General features: G+C 34.0%; 19 protein-coding genes and 2 pseudogenes. 17 read left to right on the top strand and 4 right to left on the bottom strand.

Annotation, left to right across the window (positions count from 1 at the left end; genetic code table 11):
- The first annotated feature begins 268 nt into the window (after positions 1-268).
- The 3 genes from JM172_RS06495 (at position 269) to JM172_RS06485 (ending at position 2,978) form a co-directional block, all read left to right on the top strand.
- Positions 269-1,048 (top strand): GH25 family lysozyme, encoded by a 780-nt coding sequence (locus JM172_RS06495; RefSeq protein WP_214481289.1) that lies wholly within the window; start codon positions 269-271, stop codon positions 1,046-1,048.
- A gap of 162 nt (positions 1,049-1,210) precedes the next feature.
- Positions 1,211-1,612 (top strand): acyl-CoA thioesterase, encoded by a 402-nt coding sequence (locus JM172_RS06490; RefSeq protein WP_214481288.1) that lies wholly within the window; start codon positions 1,211-1,213, stop codon positions 1,610-1,612.
- Between the two features lie 460 nt (positions 1,613-2,072).
- Positions 2,073-2,978 (top strand): hypothetical protein, encoded by a 906-nt coding sequence (locus JM172_RS06485; protein WP_214481287.1) that lies wholly within the window; start codon positions 2,073-2,075, stop codon positions 2,976-2,978.
- 430 nt (positions 2,979-3,408) lie between these two features.
- On the opposite strand, the gene JM172_RS06480 is transcribed toward JM172_RS06485, so the two are convergent.
- Positions 3,409-4,557 (bottom strand): aminotransferase A, encoded by a 1,149-nt coding sequence (locus JM172_RS06480; protein ID WP_214481286.1) that lies wholly within the window; start codon positions 4,555-4,557, stop codon positions 3,409-3,411.
- 306 nt (positions 4,558-4,863) lie between these two features.
- On the opposite strand from JM172_RS06480, the gene JM172_RS06475 reads away from it, so the two are divergent.
- From JM172_RS06475 to ald, 3 genes are all read left to right on the top strand, one after another.
- A complete protein-coding gene (locus JM172_RS06475; RefSeq protein ID WP_214481285.1) occupies positions 4,864-5,100 on the top strand; it encodes a hypothetical protein in 237 nt (78 codons plus the stop codon).
- Between the two features lie 59 nt (positions 5,101-5,159).
- Positions 5,160-6,518: an aspartate aminotransferase family protein gene (locus JM172_RS06470; protein WP_214481284.1), complete on the top strand. Its 1,359-nt coding sequence runs from the start codon at positions 5,160-5,162 to the stop codon at positions 6,516-6,518.
- 216 nt (positions 6,519-6,734) lie between these two features.
- Positions 6,735-7,865: an alanine dehydrogenase gene (ald, locus tag JM172_RS06465; RefSeq protein ID WP_214481283.1), complete on the top strand. Its 1,131-nt coding sequence runs from the start codon at positions 6,735-6,737 to the stop codon at positions 7,863-7,865.
- Positions 7,866-7,965: 100 nt separating this feature from the next.
- On the opposite strand, the pseudogene JM172_RS06460 reads toward ald, so the two are convergent.
- Positions 7,966-8,088: pseudogene (locus tag JM172_RS06460) on the bottom strand (YjcZ family sporulation protein); the annotation flags it as partial.
- A gap of 409 nt (positions 8,089-8,497) precedes the next feature.
- Here JM172_RS06460 and JM172_RS06455 point away from each other — a divergent pair.
- Positions 8,498-8,995 (top strand): DinB family protein, encoded by a 498-nt coding sequence (locus JM172_RS06455; RefSeq protein WP_214481281.1) that lies wholly within the window; start codon positions 8,498-8,500, stop codon positions 8,993-8,995.
- A gap of 217 nt (positions 8,996-9,212) precedes the next feature.
- Here the strand turns inward: JM172_RS06455 and JM172_RS06450 are convergent, their stop codons facing one another.
- Entirely contained in the window at positions 9,213-9,416 is a 204-nt protein-coding gene (locus tag JM172_RS06450) for a hypothetical protein (RefSeq protein WP_214481280.1), read from the bottom strand.
- A gap of 997 nt (positions 9,417-10,413) precedes the next feature.
- On the opposite strand from JM172_RS06450, the gene JM172_RS06445 reads away from it, so the two are divergent.
- The 8 genes from JM172_RS06445 (at position 10,414) to JM172_RS06410 (ending at position 18,027) form a co-directional block, all read left to right on the top strand.
- Entirely contained in the window at positions 10,414-11,088 is a 675-nt protein-coding gene (locus JM172_RS06445) for a DUF4386 domain-containing protein (protein ID WP_214481279.1), read from the top strand.
- Positions 11,089-11,509: 421 nt separating this feature from the next.
- Complete coding sequence (locus tag JM172_RS06440; protein WP_214481420.1) at positions 11,510-12,502, top strand: NAD(P)-dependent alcohol dehydrogenase; 993 nt, start codon at positions 11,510-11,512, stop codon at positions 12,500-12,502.
- A gap of 229 nt (positions 12,503-12,731) precedes the next feature.
- The gene (locus tag JM172_RS06435; RefSeq protein WP_214481278.1) at positions 12,732-13,100 is read left to right on the top strand and encodes a YybH family protein; all 369 of its coding nucleotides are present in this window, start codon (positions 12,732-12,734) and stop codon (positions 13,098-13,100) included.
- Between the two features lie 153 nt (positions 13,101-13,253).
- Positions 13,254-13,829: a hypothetical protein gene (locus tag JM172_RS06430; RefSeq protein ID WP_214481277.1), complete on the top strand. Its 576-nt coding sequence runs from the start codon at positions 13,254-13,256 to the stop codon at positions 13,827-13,829.
- A 631-nt stretch (positions 13,830-14,460) separates the two neighbouring features.
- Positions 14,461-15,366 carry a chemotaxis protein gene (locus JM172_RS06425; protein WP_214481276.1) on the top strand — a complete coding sequence of 302 codons (906 nt, stop codon included), beginning with the start codon at positions 14,461-14,463 and terminating at the stop codon, positions 15,364-15,366.
- 48 nt (positions 15,367-15,414) lie between these two features.
- Entirely contained in the window at positions 15,415-16,008 is a 594-nt protein-coding gene (gene lhaT, locus JM172_RS06420; RefSeq protein WP_214481275.1) for a lipoprotein heptaprenylglyceryl N-acetyltransferase LhaT, read from the top strand.
- Positions 16,009-16,490: 482 nt separating this feature from the next.
- Complete coding sequence (ypjB, locus tag JM172_RS06415) at positions 16,491-17,282, top strand: sporulation protein YpjB (RefSeq protein WP_214481274.1); 792 nt, start codon at positions 16,491-16,493, stop codon at positions 17,280-17,282.
- Positions 17,283-17,349: 67 nt separating this feature from the next.
- Positions 17,350-18,027 carry a zinc metallopeptidase gene (locus JM172_RS06410; protein WP_214481273.1) on the top strand — a complete coding sequence of 226 codons (678 nt, stop codon included), beginning with the start codon at positions 17,350-17,352 and terminating at the stop codon, positions 18,025-18,027.
- A 146-nt stretch (positions 18,028-18,173) separates the two neighbouring features.
- On the opposite strand, the gene JM172_RS06405 is transcribed toward JM172_RS06410, so the two are convergent.
- Entirely contained in the window at positions 18,174-19,046 is an 873-nt protein-coding gene (locus JM172_RS06405) for a YitT family protein (RefSeq protein ID WP_214481272.1), read from the bottom strand.
- A 495-nt stretch (positions 19,047-19,541) separates the two neighbouring features.
- On the opposite strand from JM172_RS06405, the gene JM172_RS06400 reads away from it, so the two are divergent.
- On the top strand, positions 19,542-19,874 hold the full coding sequence (locus JM172_RS06400) for a nucleotide pyrophosphohydrolase (protein WP_214481271.1): 333 nt from the start codon (positions 19,542-19,544) through the stop codon (positions 19,872-19,874).
- A gap of 5 nt (positions 19,875-19,879) precedes the next feature.
- Positions 19,880-20,257, top strand: a pseudogene (locus JM172_RS24705) (4-hydroxy-tetrahydrodipicolinate reductase); the annotation flags it as partial.

The following is a 20,257-nucleotide window of genomic DNA, read 5'->3' as shown; positions in this document are numbered from 1 at the left end:
CCATCTTTTCACCTGTAACATTAGGGCAATCGTGTAACATTAATTCAAGAGCTGCAATCCAACAGTGTTTACAAAAAGTCGATTAATAAGCATAATTCTACTAAAGCGTTTTGCTAGCTTTCTATGCGTACTTGTATAGATGAAAGTCGGATCCTGATTCATTTTGGATTCGATTTTTTTAACTATGCGAATTATTTCAATTATATGGGGATTATGTACAAGCACACATGATTTAGCTGCATATAGTGAAATAAGGAGTCGATAAATGATGAACAAAACACTTATCGTGGATGTATCACACCACCAACTCACTAGTAATATTAATTGGGCAAAGGCTGCTGAAGAAGTAGCGTTAATGATTATTAGAGTGCAATATGGTTCTACTGTTATTGATCGTGAATACGTCAAACATGTGCATAACTGTAAAAAATATGGTATTCCATTTGCTCATTATGCATACGCTAGGTTTGTCAGTGAAAACGACGCAATTGTAGAAGCACGTGATTTCCTTAATAGAATTGATCCAGCTGCCAAGTTTTTAGTGGTCGATGTTGAGGATAAAACAACGCCCACCGTTGCACAGATGAAACCTGCTACTCAAGCATTTATTGACGTGTGTAAAGCAAGTGGTTGGAAAGTAGGATTGTACACGGGTCATCACCTTTATAAACCTTTCGGTATGGATAAAGTGAACGCAGATTTCCTATGGCTTCCTCGATACGGTAGCAACGACGGCACCCAGCAAAAGAAACCAGACTACCCTTGTGAAATTTGGCAATACACTAGCAAGGGAAAAGTATCATGGTACAACGGTAATCTTGACTTAAACACTTTGAATGGGAGCAAGTCGTTAGCATGGTTTATCGGTGAGGATGAAGAGCCTGTTGAAAAAAAAGACTATGAAGGACATTGGGCAGAGAACTCGATCCGCAAAGCGATGAATAAAGGAGTTCTTACAGCTAACAGCGAAGGAAACTTCAGAGTGAACGAACATGTAACGAGAGCACAGCTAGCCACAGTTCTAGATCGATTAAAGCTATTAGAATAACAATCGTTATTTGTAAAATAACTAGCAAGAATCTACTAAACATATGCCTATTGATTTTTGAGATTTAAGTTGATAGAAAGCTAAAAGAAAAAAGGTATATAGCTATACTATGTAGAAATAGAATATGACGAATGAAGCAGAGGTTGTAGAAGGGATGATGAAATGATGCATGAATGTAACGTGAAAGTACGCTTTTCTGAAACAGACGCATTAGGACATGTCAATAACACTAGTTATTTTATTTACTTAGAGGAAGCTAGGGTTGAATATTTTAAGCAATTTGATCCACATTGTGATATTAAAGATTGGAAATATGTTGTAGTTTCAATAAAATGTGATTTTATTAATCAAGCTTTTTTTGACCAGCAATTAAGAATTTTGTCAAGAGTATCGCACGTAGGTACAAAAAGCTTTAAAATAGAGCATTTAATTGTTGATGCTCATTCCAATCAACATATCGCAAAAGGGGAAGCTGTGATTGTCTATTTCAATTTTGAAACACAGCAAAGCGAGGTTATTCCGGATCAATTAAGGTTGGAACTAGAAAAAGAATTGGTAGTTTAAAAAACAGAAACGGCTAGATGTTCTATTAAAAGTGTTAGGAACATTAAAAAAATATATCTCTTTATTGTTAGACATTATAAAGAATAATTAAACGAAGGATGGTAGGCAATATATTAAGTTGCTCTATTTATCCTTTTTTTATCAACGTGGAGTAAGAGTTCATATGAATAATATGTACTTTAATGGCATATGGAATGAAATACGTTTTCACACAATTGAATGACAATTTGACCTTTAATAAAAAATTGATTGTTAGACAGCAAATTCGTTTTAGTAAAAATTTCGATTTATTAAGAAGTGGCGTAAGCTTCAACAACTTGTCCTAGCAAACGAGCACCTCCTATTCTTATACAGTTATTTGAAATAACATTATGAAAAAGGAATATATTTTACAGAGAATTGCTTTGTTCAGTTTATTTTTCAATGACTAATTCCGTTTATGAGTATATGGGGGGTAATAATGGTAACAAATGTTTACAATGTTTTATTAATTGTTTGTTGCTTGTATTTAGTATGGAAAAAAGATGAAGAAGAATCGTATTTTCCCTTAAAAATAGTAGGATATTTTATATTAGGCTCCTTTGCTTTTAGTTTCAATCAAATTACACTTCCTCTTGGGTTTATATTGTATATATTATTCTTTAGACCAGCTTTAAATGTAGAAGTCAAGCGAATGGCAGCAGTATTTGGTGTTATTACTTTTATCATTGTCCATTGGATTTTACCATATGCTGTTAATGAATGGCAAAGCCGCCCATTATTTATTGAGCATGAACTTGGTTCAGTATATACAATTAACTTTCAAGACGAATATGAGCTGATTAAGGAAAAATTAGAATTAGAGGAACTCAATTTAAGGCTTAAGAATTTTGAATTAGACTATGTTAAAGATGGAAGAATTACAGCTTTTAGCTGGCAGTTCTTCGAACAGAAAGGCAATAGCTATAATCTTTATAATATTCGATATGACTTTGATAAAGTGAGGTATCGAATAACGCACAGTCAACTTGATACATGGCTAGATTACAATCGAATAATTGAAAGTGCCCATTTCTTTGAAAATCTCAATGTACTTGATATTAGAGATATAACTTACGCTAAGGGTGACTTTTCTTCATATGGCATTCAAAGTTCAGGGGAGCGGGTCAATTATGCTATAGAAAATCGTACTCATTTCATCATATTAAATGGTGAAATAGACTTATTAGAGGACAATCAATTACCAGTTGAAGGTTATTATTTTTCAGCTTATGCGTTGGAAAAAACAGGTGAGGAACGAGATGCACAAGGAAATATAACACAAAGAAGCTATCGAGGTGCTCAAGTTACTGATTATCTATTTAACGTCAATTATAGTGAGAGATAGAGATAAAAAATCTTACCTGGATTTTTGTGTACTGAAGTTGTTCAAATGACATGTTGATCTAGAATAAAGAAACTAATCAAAATAGGTCGTACAAGTTGTTCCATGGCGTTGTATTGAATGCGTTTTTTTATCGTATTTTCCTAGGATTTCGGCTACCTATTAATGTATACCTTCTCCTCATTCTCACATTCCTTATAAAGTAGCATGTTTCTAGAAATTACTTTCTTATAAAAAGTAATACTATATTACTGTTATAACAAATCCATCCGGTTAGAGGTCTAAATAATAAAGTACACCTCTAAATATTAGTGATGTACTTGATCATTATTATTATATAATGTGTGATATAACAGACAAATATAATCTCAATCTATAAAAAGCAACTTTCGTTTATCTTTAACTTCTGGTGCCTGGAAAAAGGTTTACTATCTTAATAGTTTAAAACAAAACGTTCTATACGATTTAAACCCTCTGTTAAAGTTTCCATAGAATATGCGTATGATAGTCGAATATAATCTTCTCCATAAGAGGAAAAAGCACTTCCAGGAACGACTGCTACCCTTGCTTCCTTCACTAACTTTATTGCAAACTCATAGGATGTTAACTTGAACTGTTTAATGGATGGAAATATATAAAATGCACCCGTAGGTTTAGTAACTGGGAGCCCAATTTTTTCTAGTCGACTTTCGACATATTCCAATCTTTGTCGATATGTATCTTTCATTGAAATAGCATCATTTTTACCATTAGTGAGTGCTTCATAAGCAGCTTTTTGGGAAATAGAAGATGCGCAAGAAACGTTATATTGATGGACTTTTAAAATATGTTTAACTAGGAACGACGGAGCAAATAAAAAACCAATACGCCACCCGGTCATTGAGTGAGATTTACTGAGCCCATTAATGACTATCGTTTTATTCGGTAAATAGCTTGCAATTGAATGATGTCTTCCTATGAACACGAGTTCACTATAAATCTCATCTGATAGTACAAAAATATTTTTATCTTTTAATAATGCCGCGATCTCCTCTAACTCATCAGGTGTGAGAGTAACTCCTGTTGGATTTGAAGGGTAAGGTAATACAATACAACGTGTTTTCTCAGTAATATGTTCTTCGATCAATTTTGCCGTCAGTTTAAAATCACTCGCTGTTGTATCAACATGAATAGCCTTTGCACCACAAAGTTTTATGATTGGTTCGTAACCTGGGTAAACTGGACCAGGAAGTATGACCTCTGTACCTTCCTCTAAAATCGTTCTAAAAGCGATATCTATTGCCTGACTTGCACCTATCGTAACAATGACTTCACTTTCTGGATCATATTGCAAACTGTATTTCTCCAATACAAAAGCTGATGCTGCTCTTCGTAATGCTAGATCACCTGCATTAGGAGTGTATGTAGTATAGTTGTTTGTTATAGATTCAATACCTGCGTCTTTAATATGGCTTGGTGTATGAAAGTCAGGTTGGCCGATTGTTAAAGATATTACGTCTTCAAAATCTGCAACAAAGTTAAAAAATTTTCGTATGCCAGATATTTCAATATTTTTTACACGTGAATTAATAAGGTGTTCCATGTTAACGTACATCCTTCCGAACAAAATTTAAAAGCTATCTCATATAAAAAGATTAAGATTAGTATATAAATAATGACTGCATTTGTCCAAAAAAGATGAAATCATTCGAAAGAAATGATTTAAAAAACGTCGAATTTTTACAAGTTTCTCTAAAATACTGTGATAAAGTAATAGAACATTTTATAGAAAGGCTTCTTTCGTACCTTTGTTATTGTCACTGCATTAAAACTGCGATAAGAGGTTTTATGCAACAGTCATCACGTTAACGACGAATTCAAGCCTTAGTAAAAAAGGGAGGAAGAAAACATGGAGTATGAACTTAGTTGTAAAGGGAGTGCCTTACCTTGTGAAGTGACAATTGACGAAGACAATGGGAGGTATATGATTCGTAAAGCGGATTCTAGTGGTGAAATTTTTAATAGTCCAGTGGAGCTAGTGAGGTGGATTGTTGAAAATTGGCACCCTGAAGATTTTCGAGACCAGACTCAATTTACTAATATGGTGAAGGAAATTCAATCCTATTTCCCTATTAATAACAAATAGATTTATGTCAGCATTGATTGTTTGCTGCAACCATTAATTCATTGAAAGGCGGGAGGTATATGGAACGAGAAATTACTGCAAAGGATATGATGATGAAGGATGACCATTATGTCTGGCACTCCATGAAACCATATGACCCTAAATCGACGATGGTAATAAGTCAAGCAAAAGGATCTTGGATAACTGATATAAACGGAAATAAATATTTAGATGCAATGTCTGGACTATGGTGTGTAAATGTAGGGTATGGTCGTAAAGAACTTGCTGAAGCTGCATATGACCAATTATTGGAATGTCCATATGTCCCACTTACTCAAAGTCATATACCAGCTATTCATTTAGCTGAAAAGCTCACTAACTTGTTGGGCGATGACTATGTTTTCTTTTTTTCAAATAGTGGTTCCGAAGCGAATGAAACCGCATTCAAAATTGTCAGACAATATCATCAACAACGTGGTGATCACCATCGATACAAAATTATATCTCGTTATAGAGGTTATCATGGAAATACCTTTGGTTCGTTAGCTGCTACAGGTCAGGCACAAAGGAAATATAAATATGAACCGCTTGCATCAGGCTTTATTCATGTTGCCCCACCTGATGCTTACAGGTCTGAAGAAGACACTACTGTAAAAGACCCTGTTGATATAGCATCTGTTAAAGCGATTGATAACGTGATGACATGGGAGTTAAGCGAGACGATTGCTGCTGTAATCATGGAACCGATCATTACGGGTGGTGGTATTTTAATGCCCCCAGATGGGTATATGAAAGGTGTAAAAAAAGTATGTGAAAAACATGGTGCCCTCCTTATCTCAGACGAAGTCATTTGCGGTTTTGGGCGAACTGGAGAGCCATTTGGATACATGAATTATGATGTTAAACCGGACATTATTACAATGGCAAAAGGAATTACGAGTGCTTATCTACCTTTAGCAGCAACAGCTGTTCGAAAAAATATTTATGATTCGTTTAATGGTTCAGAGCAATATGATTTTTTCCGTCATGTCAATACTTTTGGTGGTAACCCTGCAGCTTGTGCACTTGCAATGAAAAATATTGAAATTATGGAACAGGAACAGCTCTTTGAGCGATCAAAAAGACTAGGTTCAACTATATTAGAAGAGTTTGATGATAGGCTTGAAGATCATCCCTACGTGGGAAATATACGAGGGAAGGGACTGCTAATCGGAATAGAATTAGTTATCGATAAAGCCTCAAAACAACCATTAGCTATTGACAAAGTAAATAAAGTAATTGAGGTTTGTAAAAATCATGGGGTAATCATCGGGAAAAATGGGATGACTGTTTCAGGGTATAACAATGTTTTGACAATTTCACCACCTTTAACAATTAATGATGAAGATGTGAATTTATTAATTAAAGTTGTTACCCAAGCGTTATATGAAATCTGCTAGTAAAACGAATGGTAGTTGTGTCATTTATACAGAGTAGTAACAATACTTCTTCTACATACATTAATGTTTTAAATCCAAAATTTTAAATCTATTATAAGGGCTGTTTAAACATTGCTTTGAACAGCTCAATCTTGACAGTTATATTCGATAAGTATTGTTAAAGGGAACTTGAATGATCTCACAACAAATAAGTATGGTCGAAAGGATGGTGATAAGATGAGAGTTGGCATTCCAAAAGAAATTAAAACAAGTGAAAGTAGAGTAGCGCTTACACCAGCTGGCGTACTACATTTAACGCGAGCTGGACATAAAGTTTTTATTGAAAGTGGTGCTGGCCTACAATCTGGTTTTTTTGATGAATTGTACATTGAAGCTGGTGCAGAAATTGTTGAATCTGCAAAAACAGCTTGGGAATGTGATATGGTGATGAAAGTTAAAGAGCCTTTAACAGAAGAATATCATTACTTTTATGAGGGATTAATTATATTTACTTATTTGCATTTAGCAACAAATCGGGAGCTAACAGAAGCACTCGCCGAGAAAAAAGTAGTCGCTATAGCATATGAAACAGTTCAAATGCAAGACAAGACATTACCTTTATTAACTCCAATGAGTGAAGTTGCAGGGAGAATGTCCACACAAATTGGCGCTCAGTTTCTAGAAAAATCTAAAGGCGGTAAAGGGGTACTACTTGGAGGAGTGCCCGGGGTGAAAAGAGGAAAGGTCACGATTATAGGTGGTGGAGTAGTTGGCACCAATGCCGCAAAAATAGCAATAGGGCTTGGGGCAAATGTGTCAATTATTGATGTTAATCCTAATAGGCTGAGGGAGCTAGATGACATTTTTGGAACCTCAATTCAAACACTTATGTCTGATCCGTATACAATTGGGCAAGCAGTATTAGATTCGGATTTAGTTATAGGAGCAGTGCTCATACCAGGGGCAAAGGCACCAAAGCTTGTATCGTCGGAAATGGTTAGGATGATGGAAGAGAGGTCTGTGATCGTTGATGTAGCAATCGATCAAGGGGGTATATTTGAAACGACAGATAGGGTTACTACACATAAGGACCCAACCTATGTAACACATGGTGTAGTGCATTATGCTGTAGGAAATATGCCTGGGGCGGTGCCTAGAACATCTACAATCGCTTTAACAAATGTCACGATACCATATGCTGTCAATATTGCAAGTAAAGGCTATAAAAATGCATGCCTGGACTGTCCAGCTCTGTTAAAAGGCGTCAACGCTGCTGGAGGGTTTATTACGTATAAAGAAGTCGCTGATGCACATAGTCTTTCATACAGAGAAGTAAAAACGGCATTAAATGAAGGTCAAAAAGTATAAAAAGGAGGGAGGTAATCACGTGGTAACCTCCCTATTCCACGTTGTTGAAAAGTGAAATGAAAAGGAAAAGGTATGATAATACTCAATGGAAATTGATTAACTAATATGTTAAACAAAATGCTCCAAGTACGATAATCAACAGAATAAATAGTACAACAATTAACGCAAACGTAGATCCAAAGGCTCCTCCTACTCCTGGACCGTAGCCGTATCCAGGATAGCCAGCGCCAGCTACACCGTAGTTACACATTAATAAATCACCCCACTTTCTCATTCTCTATATATGTCTATGACATATTTATAATTTTGTCTGTACGAATGTGCATGATTAAAACGTACAATTTATTGTTTAGGTTGGAAACCGTATGAGTGTACAACTTTCACTTGTTTGTATTAAGCTCTTTTCGTGAAATTTGCAGCTAATTTACGTAAATTAGAAGATGAAGATATCGTTTTACGTAACAGTCATCGTTTTTTTGAAGAAAGGATACGACGCGATCAAGTTGTTTACATGTTTATTTTGTAATACGATAAACAACAATCTATGTGAAAACAGCCTTATTTGAATATAGTATGGTATGCTGTTAGTATTATGATCGGTGAAAATATAAATCAAGAAAGGGTTGTTTACGTTGTCGACAGTAAACGAAGAATTTTCTAAAACTCTTATACAATCATTGAAGGGTGAGCGTGGGCATATCCCTATTAACAGAGCGCTATCTGATATTGATAGGCAACTTGCAGGGGAAAGCATCGAAGGTTTACCATATACAATTTATCAACTTCTAGGTCATATGTCGTATTGGCAGGATTTTTTCTTAGAATTTCTTCAAGGTGGAAACCGTGACCTACCTAAGAATGCAATGGATACTTGGCCACAGGATAAATCCCCATCTAGTAACGAAGAATGGATAAAGCTTGTAGAACATTTTTTAAATGGCATTGATAAAGCCTGTGAAATAACACGAAAGATACGACTAGTTGAGCCATTACAAAATTGGCCTACTGAAACGCCAGTAAGCTCATTACGTAATATAGCTTCACATAATACATATCATTTAGGCGAAATTATTTTAATTCGACGATTACTTGGCGCATGGCCCCCGCCTGGTGGAGGTTATCCGGCATAAAATGAATACACATAAAGCAAAGCTCCAGTATACCTATTATAGGACACTGGAGCGATAACTAAATTTTTTTAAGTAACTAAGGTTTCTTTCTTTAAAATTTCGTACTAAGAAATGAAACATAACTAGCGTTTGTAGCAACTTCTCTTCTTGAAAATGGTGAGAATTAGCTGTTTAAATTTGAAAGCCATAGTGCCAAAGTGTACAAAGAGGGTTTTACTTAATATCCATAATCCCAATCAACTTCTTCCTCATGCCACATAACAGGTGACACTTGGCCAAATTCTACATTTTTATTGTCAATAGAGCAATTACATTGTTGACATCCACACTGTTTTTTTATTTCATGGTATATTGATTTATCAACGTCTTCTAATATTGTTACAGGTCGAGTCTCTTTGAATAAAATGGCTGTACCCTTCATATAAATCTTCCCCTTTTTACATGCTAATTTATGTGATCATTTATCGTGATTTTTAAATTCACCTACATTTTATTCCGAGTGATTTCATATGTCTATAGAAATGTGAAAGTGTTCACAAATGTGGCACAAATAATCCTCAATTTATATCAAACTTTTTTCTAATTAGAAATGATGTTCACCATTTGTATTTTTAATATGATTCAATGTCATAGTATAGAACAGATTCTCTCAAAGCTAGAGTTTGTTGAAGGTGTCCTTGGTGTCTAGGTCTCACGATTAAAACGAAATGCCTAGAGTTTACTAAAAGAATTTCGTTACCTTGTCTACATCTAAATATTATAAATAGTTCTACAATGCTTATACGAGTATAAGACCATTCTTTCAGAGAAAGTAATATCACTGCAAATAAAGCTACATTTTGTTTGTGGATTTAAGTAAGAAGCTTTCAATTTGTTACTGTTAACATATATCTTCCATATTATTTTCTATAATAAGTCTCAATAATAGCTAATAGTATGTCAGAATATTAAATCTTAAGATGTTAAATGACCCTCCCATTATAATGGCTCTCTTCATTAACTTTGTTGCTACGGTTCCTAGACTAGAAGATTAAGTTGTCGTTATTAAAGAAGAAAAGACGGCACGAAATCTAGTGATATTCGTGATTATTTATTAATAATAAGCTACAAACTATTTGAAAACAGCCTTGTAAAAGGAGTATTTAATATAGGTGTGTTTTCATGACTTGTAGGATAAAACAGTTTTGTATATATGAAAACAACACTAAAGTGTCTATGAAATTCCAATTTATAGAAGTAATATAGTTACAATCTTACAAATAAGTTAACTGAGTGGCATCTAAGTAGTCATGCCAAAGAGACAGTCATTAAAGAGGTTCCATTAGCTCTGGTGGAACACAATGTATGTGTTTAGCAATATTTTATTATTGGAATGGAATATAAAGTAGATAAAGAAACATGCTGAGGAGGTATGAACAATGAGTTCTTACAGAAAAAAAGCCTTAATATTCGGTGTTTTATTAATATTAGGATTAGTTTCAGGTATGTTCTCAACAGTTCCAGCTCTAGAGCAATCGGATTACCTAATTAAATTATCATCAATCAAAGTGCAAGTTCTTGTGGCTATGTTTTTTCAATTTACTATGGCCACTGTATATGTTTGTGTGGCTGTTTTAATATATCCAATAATCAAGAAATATAATGAAGGAATAGCTCTTGCGTATTTCGGATTCAGAATTATTGGAGCAGCATTTCTTTTTATTGGAATAGTTTCGCTGATGTTACTATTATTCATAAGTGAACGTTTTATGATAGAAAGTCAGCCAGATCTATCCTATTTCAAAACTATTGGAGAATTGCTTCGATTATTTAGAGATGGGGTGAATCATATTGGAATGATACTGCCGTGGAGTTTAGGTGGTTTAATTCTATATTATTGTTCTTTTCGAATGAATCTTTTTCCTAAATGGCTATCAATTTGGGGTTTTATTGGCTGTAATTTAACACTGGTAGTAACATTTCTATTGATGTTTGATGTAATTAAATTAATAACACCAATTTATTTTATTATGAATACACCAACAGCTATATTTGAATTGGTTCTGGCTGTTTATTTGATAATGAAAGGTTTCAATCCAATAGTTGAAGACTAAAATGATAAATGAGTTAAAATATGAGCAACTTGTTTAAAATGTGTTTCTCTGAGTAATTCATTAAATAGAAATTAGACGATTCAGTTGTCATTTTATTAACACCTTGACCATATTCTAAATTTACTTAATAAGAGAATAATAGAACTTAATGTTGTTAGGATTAGCCTCTTTTCGTGAAACTTTTTGCACTTACTTTTGAATAACTGCTGATGATGATTCTAGCCTTTAGAGGTGAAAAGGTACTAATCGTGTGCTAATTACGAAATGCGACAATTAATATGTAAACAGTCAAAGTTAACGAAAGAGTATTGCGGAGTGTGCATTTACAGCAACATGGCACATTTTTTATTAATAGCTTACTCTGATTTGAAGTTAATTATAGATTATTATTCTTTTGATATATTTAAAGGAGGAGATTAGGATAAAAGCGATAGTATGTGAGAATTATGGTTCACCTGAAGTCTTGGAACTAAAAGATGTGAAAAAGCCAATGCCAAAGGACAATGAAGTATTGATTAAAGTAAATGCAACTTCTATAAATTATGGAGATTTAGTGGCTCGAAATTTTAATGAAATTTCTCCTAGTAAATTTAACATGCCGTTGCTTTTCTGGGCACTTTCTAAATTTTACTTCGGATTTCGGAAGCCAAAGATAAATATTCTAGGAAGTGAGTTTGCTGGGCAAATTGAATTAGTAGGAAAAGATGTCAAATTATTTAAATTAGGAGATGAGGTTTTTGGATATCTCGGTCAAAATATGGGTGCTTATGCAGAGTATATTTGTCTAACTGAAAAAGGGATATTAGCCACAAAACCAACGAATATGAGTTTTGAGGAAGCCACTGTCGTCCCTTATGGGGCAATGACGGCATTGAATTTACTTCGAAAAGTAGAAGTTCGTAGTGGACAAAAAGTACTTATAAATGGCGCGTCTGGGAGTATAGGTTCAGCCGCAGTACAGATTGCAAAATACTTTGGTGCAGAAGTTACTGGAGTATGTAGTACTTCGAGAGTAGAATTTGTGAAGGCTCTGGGAGCTGACAAAGTCATTGATTACACAACTGATGATTTTACGAAAAACGGTGAAACATACGATCTTATTTTTGACATATTAGGCAAGAGTTCGTTTCAAAGATGTAAAGGCTCACTAAAGCAAAGTGGTTATTATCTTTTAGCCAGCTTTAAGATAAAACAACTGTATGAAATGCTGTGGACTTCAATGTTCAGCAGTAAGAAAGTAATCTGTGCATTGTCTACAGAGAAGGCTGAAGATTTACATTTCCTAAAGGAGCTTATTGAGAAGGGGAAGATCATATCGGTCATTGATAGATCCTTTCCCTTGGAACAGACTGATGATGCTCACAGGTATGTTGAATCCGGACAAAAAAAGGGGTTTGTAGTTATTACTATGTAAATTTTTAAGGCTCTTTTCTTAAACTTTGTTGCTTGTTTCACTTACATTAGCAACTGACGTGTATTATATGATTTTATAGTCTTTAGAGAAGAAAAGAGCCCTTTTTTAACTGTTACAATTACATATTACTTCCTTTTGAATTAAAGTTTTGTAATAATGACTATAATGAAAAAAATCCATAATTTAGTAATAAAAAGAATAGAATTAATAATTTGTAAAGGAGAAAGCAATGAATTATCAACAAGCCTTACAAAAGTATATAGAAGCGACAAATTCTCATGATTTCAACAATGTGAAAAAAGTTCTTCATGAAAATGCCGTTTATTGGTTTACAGACAAGTCTTGTGTAAATTTAGAAGAAATTCAGAGTTATTTCGAAAATGCGTGGCATACAATCAAAGACGAGGTATATGCAGCAAAGGATGTAGAGTGGATTACAGTAGATCAAAAAACTGCCTCTTGTGTATATACATATCATTATGAAGGTTATTATAATGGCAAATTTGTTACTGGAAGTGGGCGAGCAACAAATATCTTTGTCAAAAATAATGATTATGACGACTGGAAGTTAATCCACGAACATTTAAGTAGTCTTTGATTGAACTAAAAAAGTCACACCTCTTTGTTAGTACTTCATGAGTAAGAAGAGCGTTCTTGGAATGAAAAACAATAATTCAATCGAAAGCAGCTTAAATTACAGAGGAACGACATATAATTCATACAAATAGAGGATTTATATGGAGGGGTTATAATGAAAATTCATAAAATGACATTTTTTATAATCTCACTGTTTATTCTTGTTTCTTGTTCATCAAAAACGATTGGTGAACCGGATATTAGTGAGCAAGTTTATGATGAATTAGGTGAAGGAGTAGTAATTCCAGAATTTGAAAACTATCCAATGGTATTTGCTATCATACAAATGCCACCAATAGGTAATAGTAAAAAATTAACTATAGTATATGCTGAAGAAAGAGGAGAAATCATAGAGGACTTTAGTGATCCGGCAGTGATACAAGCTTATGAGAAAGAAACAAATTCCAAATTTTTATATGGAGTATATGAAGGAAAAACTGTATTGGAATATACTTACATTGAAGACGGAGGAATATCCTTTTCAAACGGAAAAACAATGGTTTTGAATGGAAAAACGATTGAATATGTAGAAAAAAAGAATGATAAGAATGAATTTTTATTTGTAGCGTTAAATTATGAAGAGGCTGCTTATTCTTTTACATTTAATTTGAGTGAAGAGTTTGTACAAGAAGCAGCATTCGAAATTGTAGAAAGTGTCATTAACGTAGTAGATAATGAGTTGGATTCTTAGTTTGCCCTTTGTTACATTTCTGACCAACTGACAAAATGATGGATGGGAATATTATAAATTATATTGTCATATTTTATGAATTTCAAATGATGACAGTTGACTACCATATAAAATGCATTTTAAAGGGCAATGGTGAAAGTTGTAAAGGAGTTGGAGAAAGAATGGTAGTTGATGGCTGATATAATATCAATGTCTTGTTGTAGTAGACTAAATACGCCTGGTTCCTTGTCATATCTCAATGATAAGGAACCGGGATTTTTTGTATTAATAAGAAACGGATAGTGAAATGAAATAACGTCATTCATCAATAATTATGCTCGATGAAATTCGAATGATGTAGTTAATTAGCTACTAAGTTAAATATTTTGAAATGGAGCTTTAGTTAAGAAGGAGAGTTTACGTTGAGGACATATTTTAGAATAATCATTTTTCATTACTATTAGTTGACGTACCGAAAAACTAATAGAAAGATTTTACTACAATGCATGCCACAGTATGTATAGTTTAACTACTGAAAAATAGAATAGTAGTTTGGATGTAAAATATGGCAACCTTTTTCTTTATTTATTATTATAATAATAGTAAAGTGAAAATAGAGAATTAGTTAGTGTAGAAGAGGGGGATCATTTTAATGGCTACAAAAAATGGTATATTACTTGAAAGTGGTACAAATGAACTAGAAATAGTAGAATTCGGTATTGGTAACAATAAATTTGGTATCAATGTTATAAAAGTTAAAGAGATTATTAATCCAGTTGTAGTTACAGAAGTACCACATGTACACCCAAACGTAGAAGGTATTATTGAGTTGCGTGGGGAGGTTCTTCCAGTTGTAGATGTTGCTAAGGCACTTGGGTTTTCTAAGTCGAATAATCCAAAACTTGATAAGTTTATCGTTGCTGAATTTAATCAACAAAAAATTGTGTTTCACGTTCATACTGTGACACAGATTCATCGAATTTCTTGGGATAAAATTGAAAAGCCTTCAGATATGTACCAAGGTTTAGAAAGTCAAATTATTGGTGTAGTAAAAATGGAGAGTGACATGTTGTTGTTGCTTGATTTTGAAAAGATTGTTGTTGACATTAATCCAGATTCAGGTGTGAATGTGAATAAAGTGAAGAAGTTAGGTAAACGAGAGAGATCATCTAAAAGACTGGTCATCGCTGAAGATTCACCTTTATTAAGGAAACAGTTAGAAGATACGTTAAAAGAAGCAGGCTTCAGTAACCTTGAGTTTTTTGAAAATGGTAAAGAAGCATTAGCTTACTTGGAACAGACAATTAATGCAGGAAAAGAGATTACAGAGGTAGTACAACTCGTGATAACTGACATAGAAATGCCTCAAATGGATGGTCATCATTTTACTAGACGCATTAAAGAGGATAAAAAGTTATCAAAATTACCAGTAGTCATTTTTTCTTCTTTAATAACGGACGACCTTCGACACAAAGGGCAAATGGTAGGTGCAGAAGGGCAAGTAAGTAAACCGGAAATTGACCAATTAGTACATTTAATAGATGAGTTAATAAAATAAAAATTAGGTAATAATATAGTTATTATAAGTCGAAAGTTGGGTAGTAAAATGAGATGGATCGTCCAAGCTTTAGGGCAGAGATGGGTACTATTTAGTTTATTAGTCATTAATACACTAGGTACAATATATGGTTATTATTGGTATAGATGGCAATTATATGCTACACCTCCAAAATACCTTATTTTTGTGCCAGATAGTCCTACTGCGTCATTATTTTTTGTTTTTGTTCTCGTGGCCTTCTTACTTAAAAAGAATTGGGGGCTAATTGAAGCGCTAGCAATTGTCACTTTATTTAAATATGGCATTTGGGCTGTTGTTATGAATATACTAGTATATTTTGAGTTAGGTTCATTAGATTTTGCTAGTTTGATGTTAATCTTTTCACATGGTGCCATGGCGATGCAAGGGTTACTTTTTGCGCCTTTTTACCGCATAAAATGGTATCATTTAGCAATAGCCAGTGTATGGACTTTACATAATGATGTCATTGATTATGTTTTTGGCATGTTGCCATGGTATCACGTGTTAAATGAATATGTACAACAAATCGGGTATTTTACTTTTTGGCTTAGTATAGCATCAATTGGGATTACGTACGTTCTTTGTGTGAAGAAAGATAGGTTTGTGTTGAGAATAACGTAACAACATACTTTTGCTATTCGCGAAAAACTTAGACGACGATGATTAAAATCGAACATCATAACAAGTAGCATTTTTATCGTTTTCTAGGGAATGCATTTCAGTTTTGTAAATCAGGTGGAGCAGAATCTCCACTTTTGTCTTTTTACAAGGCTGTTTTTGCATTGAAGGTGGTGTTTCCTACTAATAAATAAACACGGTTACAAATATTGTTTCGTGGGATCTTCTTTTCACAATATGATGATAATCACATAAGACTTCTTTTACTGTAGTCATTCTGTCTGAAAAACACAAAATTTACGAAAAGACTGTTTATAAAAATGCTTTAACTAATTCACTTTTAGCAAAAGCTAAAAGCTTATGACCTGTTGTCGATCTTCATACTAAAACGAGGTGAACAGCTTGTCTAGGCTTTTTTCGTATTTTTAGTTCTACTCTTGTCCACCTTCTCATAATTATTAATAGAAGTTTGAGGAGGGACAAGTATGAATGGACGTATGATGTTGTTGTTACTACTAATACTATTAGTATTGCCAAGTAATAAATACGCTGCGGAAATAGAACATTGGAAAAAACTTGATGAAATAGCCGATGAAGCTTTACAAATGGTGAAAAGTGAGAGATATGACGACACAAAAAGTCTGTTGGAACACTTTACTAAAGAATTTTTACAATTTAGTACTAGTGATAAGCCATATACTATGGATGAATTAAGAGTAATAACAATTACACATAATAATGCTGTTGAAGCTGTAACTAAGACAGCCCTTTCTCATGAAGAACGAGTTAGAAAAGTCGTACAATTCCGATTGGTCATTGACGCTATCATTTCAGAGCATCAACCGTTATGGGTTGAAATGGAGCATTCGACAATGAAGTACTTTCATCAAATGAAAGGTGCAATTGAGCAAGACGATACTGAAACATTTCAATATATGTTAAATTTATTTTTAAATAAGTATGAAGTTATCCAACCTAGTATTAAGGTTGATGTTAATCCTGAGTGGGTAACGAGAGTGGATAGCCATATTCGTTTTCTAGAATCAAATCAGCATATTAGTTTGGAAAAAGCAAAACAAATCCAACAACTTGATCAAATGGAATCGGATTTATATGAATTATTTAATGCAGTGAAGGATGATGATACTGATCCGTCACTATTATGGGTAATGATTTCAATTGGAAGTGTTATTTTATTATCACTATCATATGCTGGATGGAAGAAATACAGAGCTGATAAAGTAAAACAACAGTCACGTAAAAAGCTAAATGATTGACATAATATCGGTTGTTCAGCTAAAATTATCATTATATTATTAAAATAGAGGAGTGGAGTAAGTTAGCATGTGGTACATCGCCTATTTTGCACTACTAATTATTATTCCTATTTGGGCTCAAATGAAAGTGAAGGGAGCGTATAAAAAATATTCTAAAGTCCCGTCATCATCAGCAATGTCTGGTGCTCAAGTAGCTCGTAGCATATTGGATGCGAACGGCTTACACGATGTCAATATCGAGGAAACACGTGGAGTGCTGTCAGACCATTATGATCCACGTTCAAAAACAGTTCGTCTTTCGTCAGATAACTATCATGGTCATTCACTTGCTGGTACAGCTGTTGCGGCACATGAAGTTGGACATGCGATACAGGATCAACAGGATTATGCATTTTTACGGTTAAGACATTCTCTCGTTCCCGTTGCAAATATCGGTTCGAATTTTTCTTGGATAATTATTCTTGCAGGTATTATTTTTGCTTCAGCAAATATGCTGTTATTAGGTATCATCTTTATGGCATTTGCAGTTTTGTTTCAGGTGGTTACATTACCAGTAGAGTTTGACGCCTCTAACCGTGCAATGGAGCAAGTGGTATCACTAGGTGTGATTAGAAACGAGGAAGAAAGAGAAACGAAGAAAGTGCTTAATGCGGCTGCATTAACATATGTTGCAGCGGCAGCGGTTGCAGTCCTAGAACTTGTAAGATTTGTACTAATGTATATTGGTATGTCACAAGACGATTAAGAAGTAAAGCTATACAAATAATCGCAATAAACCAAGACCAGGATAAATCATATCCTGGTCTTTTGTTTGCTTCAAATCGCAAGTATCATTATCTAAGACATAACGTAATGAACTTTGTAGTACAAACTACTCTACATCATCATGAGTTACCGTTCGAGTGGTTTTTTATTTTCGTCAAGTGTGAAACCTTCTCCTAATACGTCATGGACATCACTTACTGCGACGAAAGCGTGAGGATCAATAGATGTAATAACGTTTTTTAAACGGACGATTTCATTTTTTCCGACAACACAATATAAGACATTTTTATCAATTTTAGAAAATGAGCCCTGTGCTTTCAAAAAAGTTGCTCCTCTATCCATTTCTTTCATAATTTTTTCAGCTATTTCTTCATTTTTATCTGAGATAATCGTAGCACCTTTGGCAGCATATGCACCTTCCTGCATAAAATCAATGACACGCGCTCCAACAAATACTGCAACGAGTGTATACATTGCTTCCTGATATGTTAAATATACGATAAGTGAAACCGTAATGACTGCTGCATCAAATAAGAACATTGTTTTTCCCATGCTCCAGCCAATGTATTTATGTGCTAATCTAGCAAGTATATCTACACCACCGGTCGTTCCACCAAAACGAAAAATAATGCCTAAACCAACACCGATAAATACTCCTGCAAATAATGCTGCTAAAGTTAAATCCTCATTTAATGGCATTTGAATAGTATAGCGCTGAAAAATCCATAAAAAGACTGACAATCCCACTGTTCCAATTACCGTATACAAAAATGCCTGTCTACCAAGTAATCTCCAACCGAGAATAAACATTGGAATGTTTAACAACAAATTTGAATAAGCCGGATCTATTTTTAGAGTAAAGAATAATAGCAAAGTAATACCAGTAAATCCACCTTCAGCAAGGTTATTTTGCATATTAAAATGAACGAGCCCAAATGCGAAAATTGCTGATCCTAGTAAAATAAATAAGATATTTTTAGTCTTGATTCCTAATTGCATAATGTCCTCCAAAACAGTAGTCAGATTAAATAGAATTACACATAAAGCTTTTATGTTAGGGTGTTTTCGCATTGATTGTTGTTTTTCGAAATTAGATATAAACTATCTTTTCTTCAGTACAACGATTTAACAGTATAACCCATTTTTTTGTACTAGATTGAAAAACAATAGCAACAAAGAGCCTTATGTTATGTATCTTGCGCATAAAAACGAAGGGCAGGAGCTTTATCGCTTCATAAGGGTATTTATGTCTTGTTTCGGAATCAACTGGTCGTATCTTGTCGGCCGAGCAAGGATATCGACATTTCACCTATGAGAACATGACATACTCTTATTATAAGTAAATTTTAGTGCCCCAACTTTTCTTATTATATTTGAACTAGTCGATAGTTACAATAGATGAAATAATGGATAAAAGGGTCAATTGAAAAACGAAACATTTGTCAAATGAGTAGCTTTTGGCTAACATGTAAGATGAGAAAGAGGTGGTTATGAATGACTAAAACGTTAAATGAAATCCAGCTTGATGTTGATCAGTATATTAATCAATTTAAGGAAGGTTATTTTAGCCCATTAGCAATGCTCGCTAGAATGACAGAAGAGCTCGGAGAACTAGCACGAGAAATAAACCATTATTACGGTGAAAAGCAAAAGAAGGATAGTGAGAATGAACGGGAAATTGAAGAAGAACTAGGTGATATGCTTTTTGTATTAATTTGTTTAGCAAATTCCCTCGACATAAATTTGGAAACTTCGCACGATCGTGTAATGGAAAAATTTCAAACTAGAGATAAAAATCGCTGGACTTTAAAAGCGAAAGGAGAATGACAGCAATGGGTGAACAAATTAACATTGTTCTTGCAGGCCCTAGAGGAAGAATGGGTAAAGAGGCCTTACATTTAATACATAACACAAAGGAATTTTCATTAGTAGGAGCGGTAGATCGCAAACATGATGGGCAACTTATCTCTGATATTGACGGTTTACCTAATATGGATACACCCATTTATACTGATTTAGAGAATTGTTTACAAGCTCACCAAGCAGACGTGTTAGTAGATTTGACGACACCTGAAATTGGTAAAAGACATACAGAAATAGCTTTGCAATATGGTGTAAGACCTGTTGTTGGAACAACTGGTTTCTCAGCTGAAGACTTAGCAAGAGTTACTGAATTAGCTGCAAGCAAAAATCTTGGTACGATAATAGCT

The sequence above is a fragment of the Bacillus sp. SM2101 genome (assembly GCF_018588585.1).
In the GTDB taxonomy this organism is placed as follows: domain Bacteria; phylum Bacillota; class Bacilli; order Bacillales; family SM2101; genus Nanhaiella; species Nanhaiella sioensis.
The sequence above is the reverse complement of the archived record's forward strand: the minus strand, read 5'-3'. Positions and strand labels throughout refer to the sequence as shown.

What these genes read in the sequence shown, in the direction of transcription:
- JM172_RS06495 (WP_214481289.1), top strand. Translation starts at nt 269, where the DNA reads ATGAACAAAACACTTATCGTGGATGTATCACACCACCAACTCACTAGT.
- JM172_RS06490 (WP_214481288.1), top strand. Translation starts at nt 1,211, where the DNA reads ATGATGCATGAATGTAACGTGAAAGTACGCTTTTCTGAAACAGACGCA.
- JM172_RS06485 (WP_214481287.1), top strand. Translation starts at nt 2,073, where the DNA reads ATGGTAACAAATGTTTACAATGTTTTATTAATTGTTTGTTGCTTGTAT.
- JM172_RS06480 (WP_214481286.1), bottom strand. Translation starts at nt 4,557, where the DNA reads ATGGAACACCTTATTAATTCACGTGTAAAAAATATTGAAATATCTGGC.
- JM172_RS06475 (WP_214481285.1), top strand. Translation starts at nt 4,864, where the DNA reads ATGGAGTATGAACTTAGTTGTAAAGGGAGTGCCTTACCTTGTGAAGTG.
- JM172_RS06470 (WP_214481284.1), top strand. Translation starts at nt 5,160, where the DNA reads ATGGAACGAGAAATTACTGCAAAGGATATGATGATGAAGGATGACCAT.
- ald (WP_214481283.1), top strand. Translation starts at nt 6,735, where the DNA reads ATGAGAGTTGGCATTCCAAAAGAAATTAAAACAAGTGAAAGTAGAGTA.
- JM172_RS06450 (WP_214481280.1), bottom strand. Translation starts at nt 9,416, where the DNA reads ATGAAGGGTACAGCCATTTTATTCAAAGAGACTCGACCTGTAACAATA.
- JM172_RS06445 (WP_214481279.1), top strand. Translation starts at nt 10,414, where the DNA reads ATGAGTTCTTACAGAAAAAAAGCCTTAATATTCGGTGTTTTATTAATA.
- JM172_RS06435 (WP_214481278.1), top strand. Translation starts at nt 12,732, where the DNA reads ATGAATTATCAACAAGCCTTACAAAAGTATATAGAAGCGACAAATTCT.
- JM172_RS06430 (WP_214481277.1), top strand. Translation starts at nt 13,254, where the DNA reads ATGAAAATTCATAAAATGACATTTTTTATAATCTCACTGTTTATTCTT.
- JM172_RS06425 (WP_214481276.1), top strand. Translation starts at nt 14,461, where the DNA reads ATGGCTACAAAAAATGGTATATTACTTGAAAGTGGTACAAATGAACTA.
- lhaT (WP_214481275.1), top strand. Translation starts at nt 15,415, where the DNA reads ATGAGATGGATCGTCCAAGCTTTAGGGCAGAGATGGGTACTATTTAGT.
- ypjB (WP_214481274.1), top strand. Translation starts at nt 16,491, where the DNA reads ATGAATGGACGTATGATGTTGTTGTTACTACTAATACTATTAGTATTG.
- JM172_RS06410 (WP_214481273.1), top strand. Translation starts at nt 17,350, where the DNA reads ATGTGGTACATCGCCTATTTTGCACTACTAATTATTATTCCTATTTGG.
- JM172_RS06405 (WP_214481272.1), bottom strand. Translation starts at nt 19,046, where the DNA reads ATGCAATTAGGAATCAAGACTAAAAATATCTTATTTATTTTACTAGGA.
- JM172_RS06400 (WP_214481271.1), top strand. Translation starts at nt 19,542, where the DNA reads ATGACTAAAACGTTAAATGAAATCCAGCTTGATGTTGATCAGTATATT.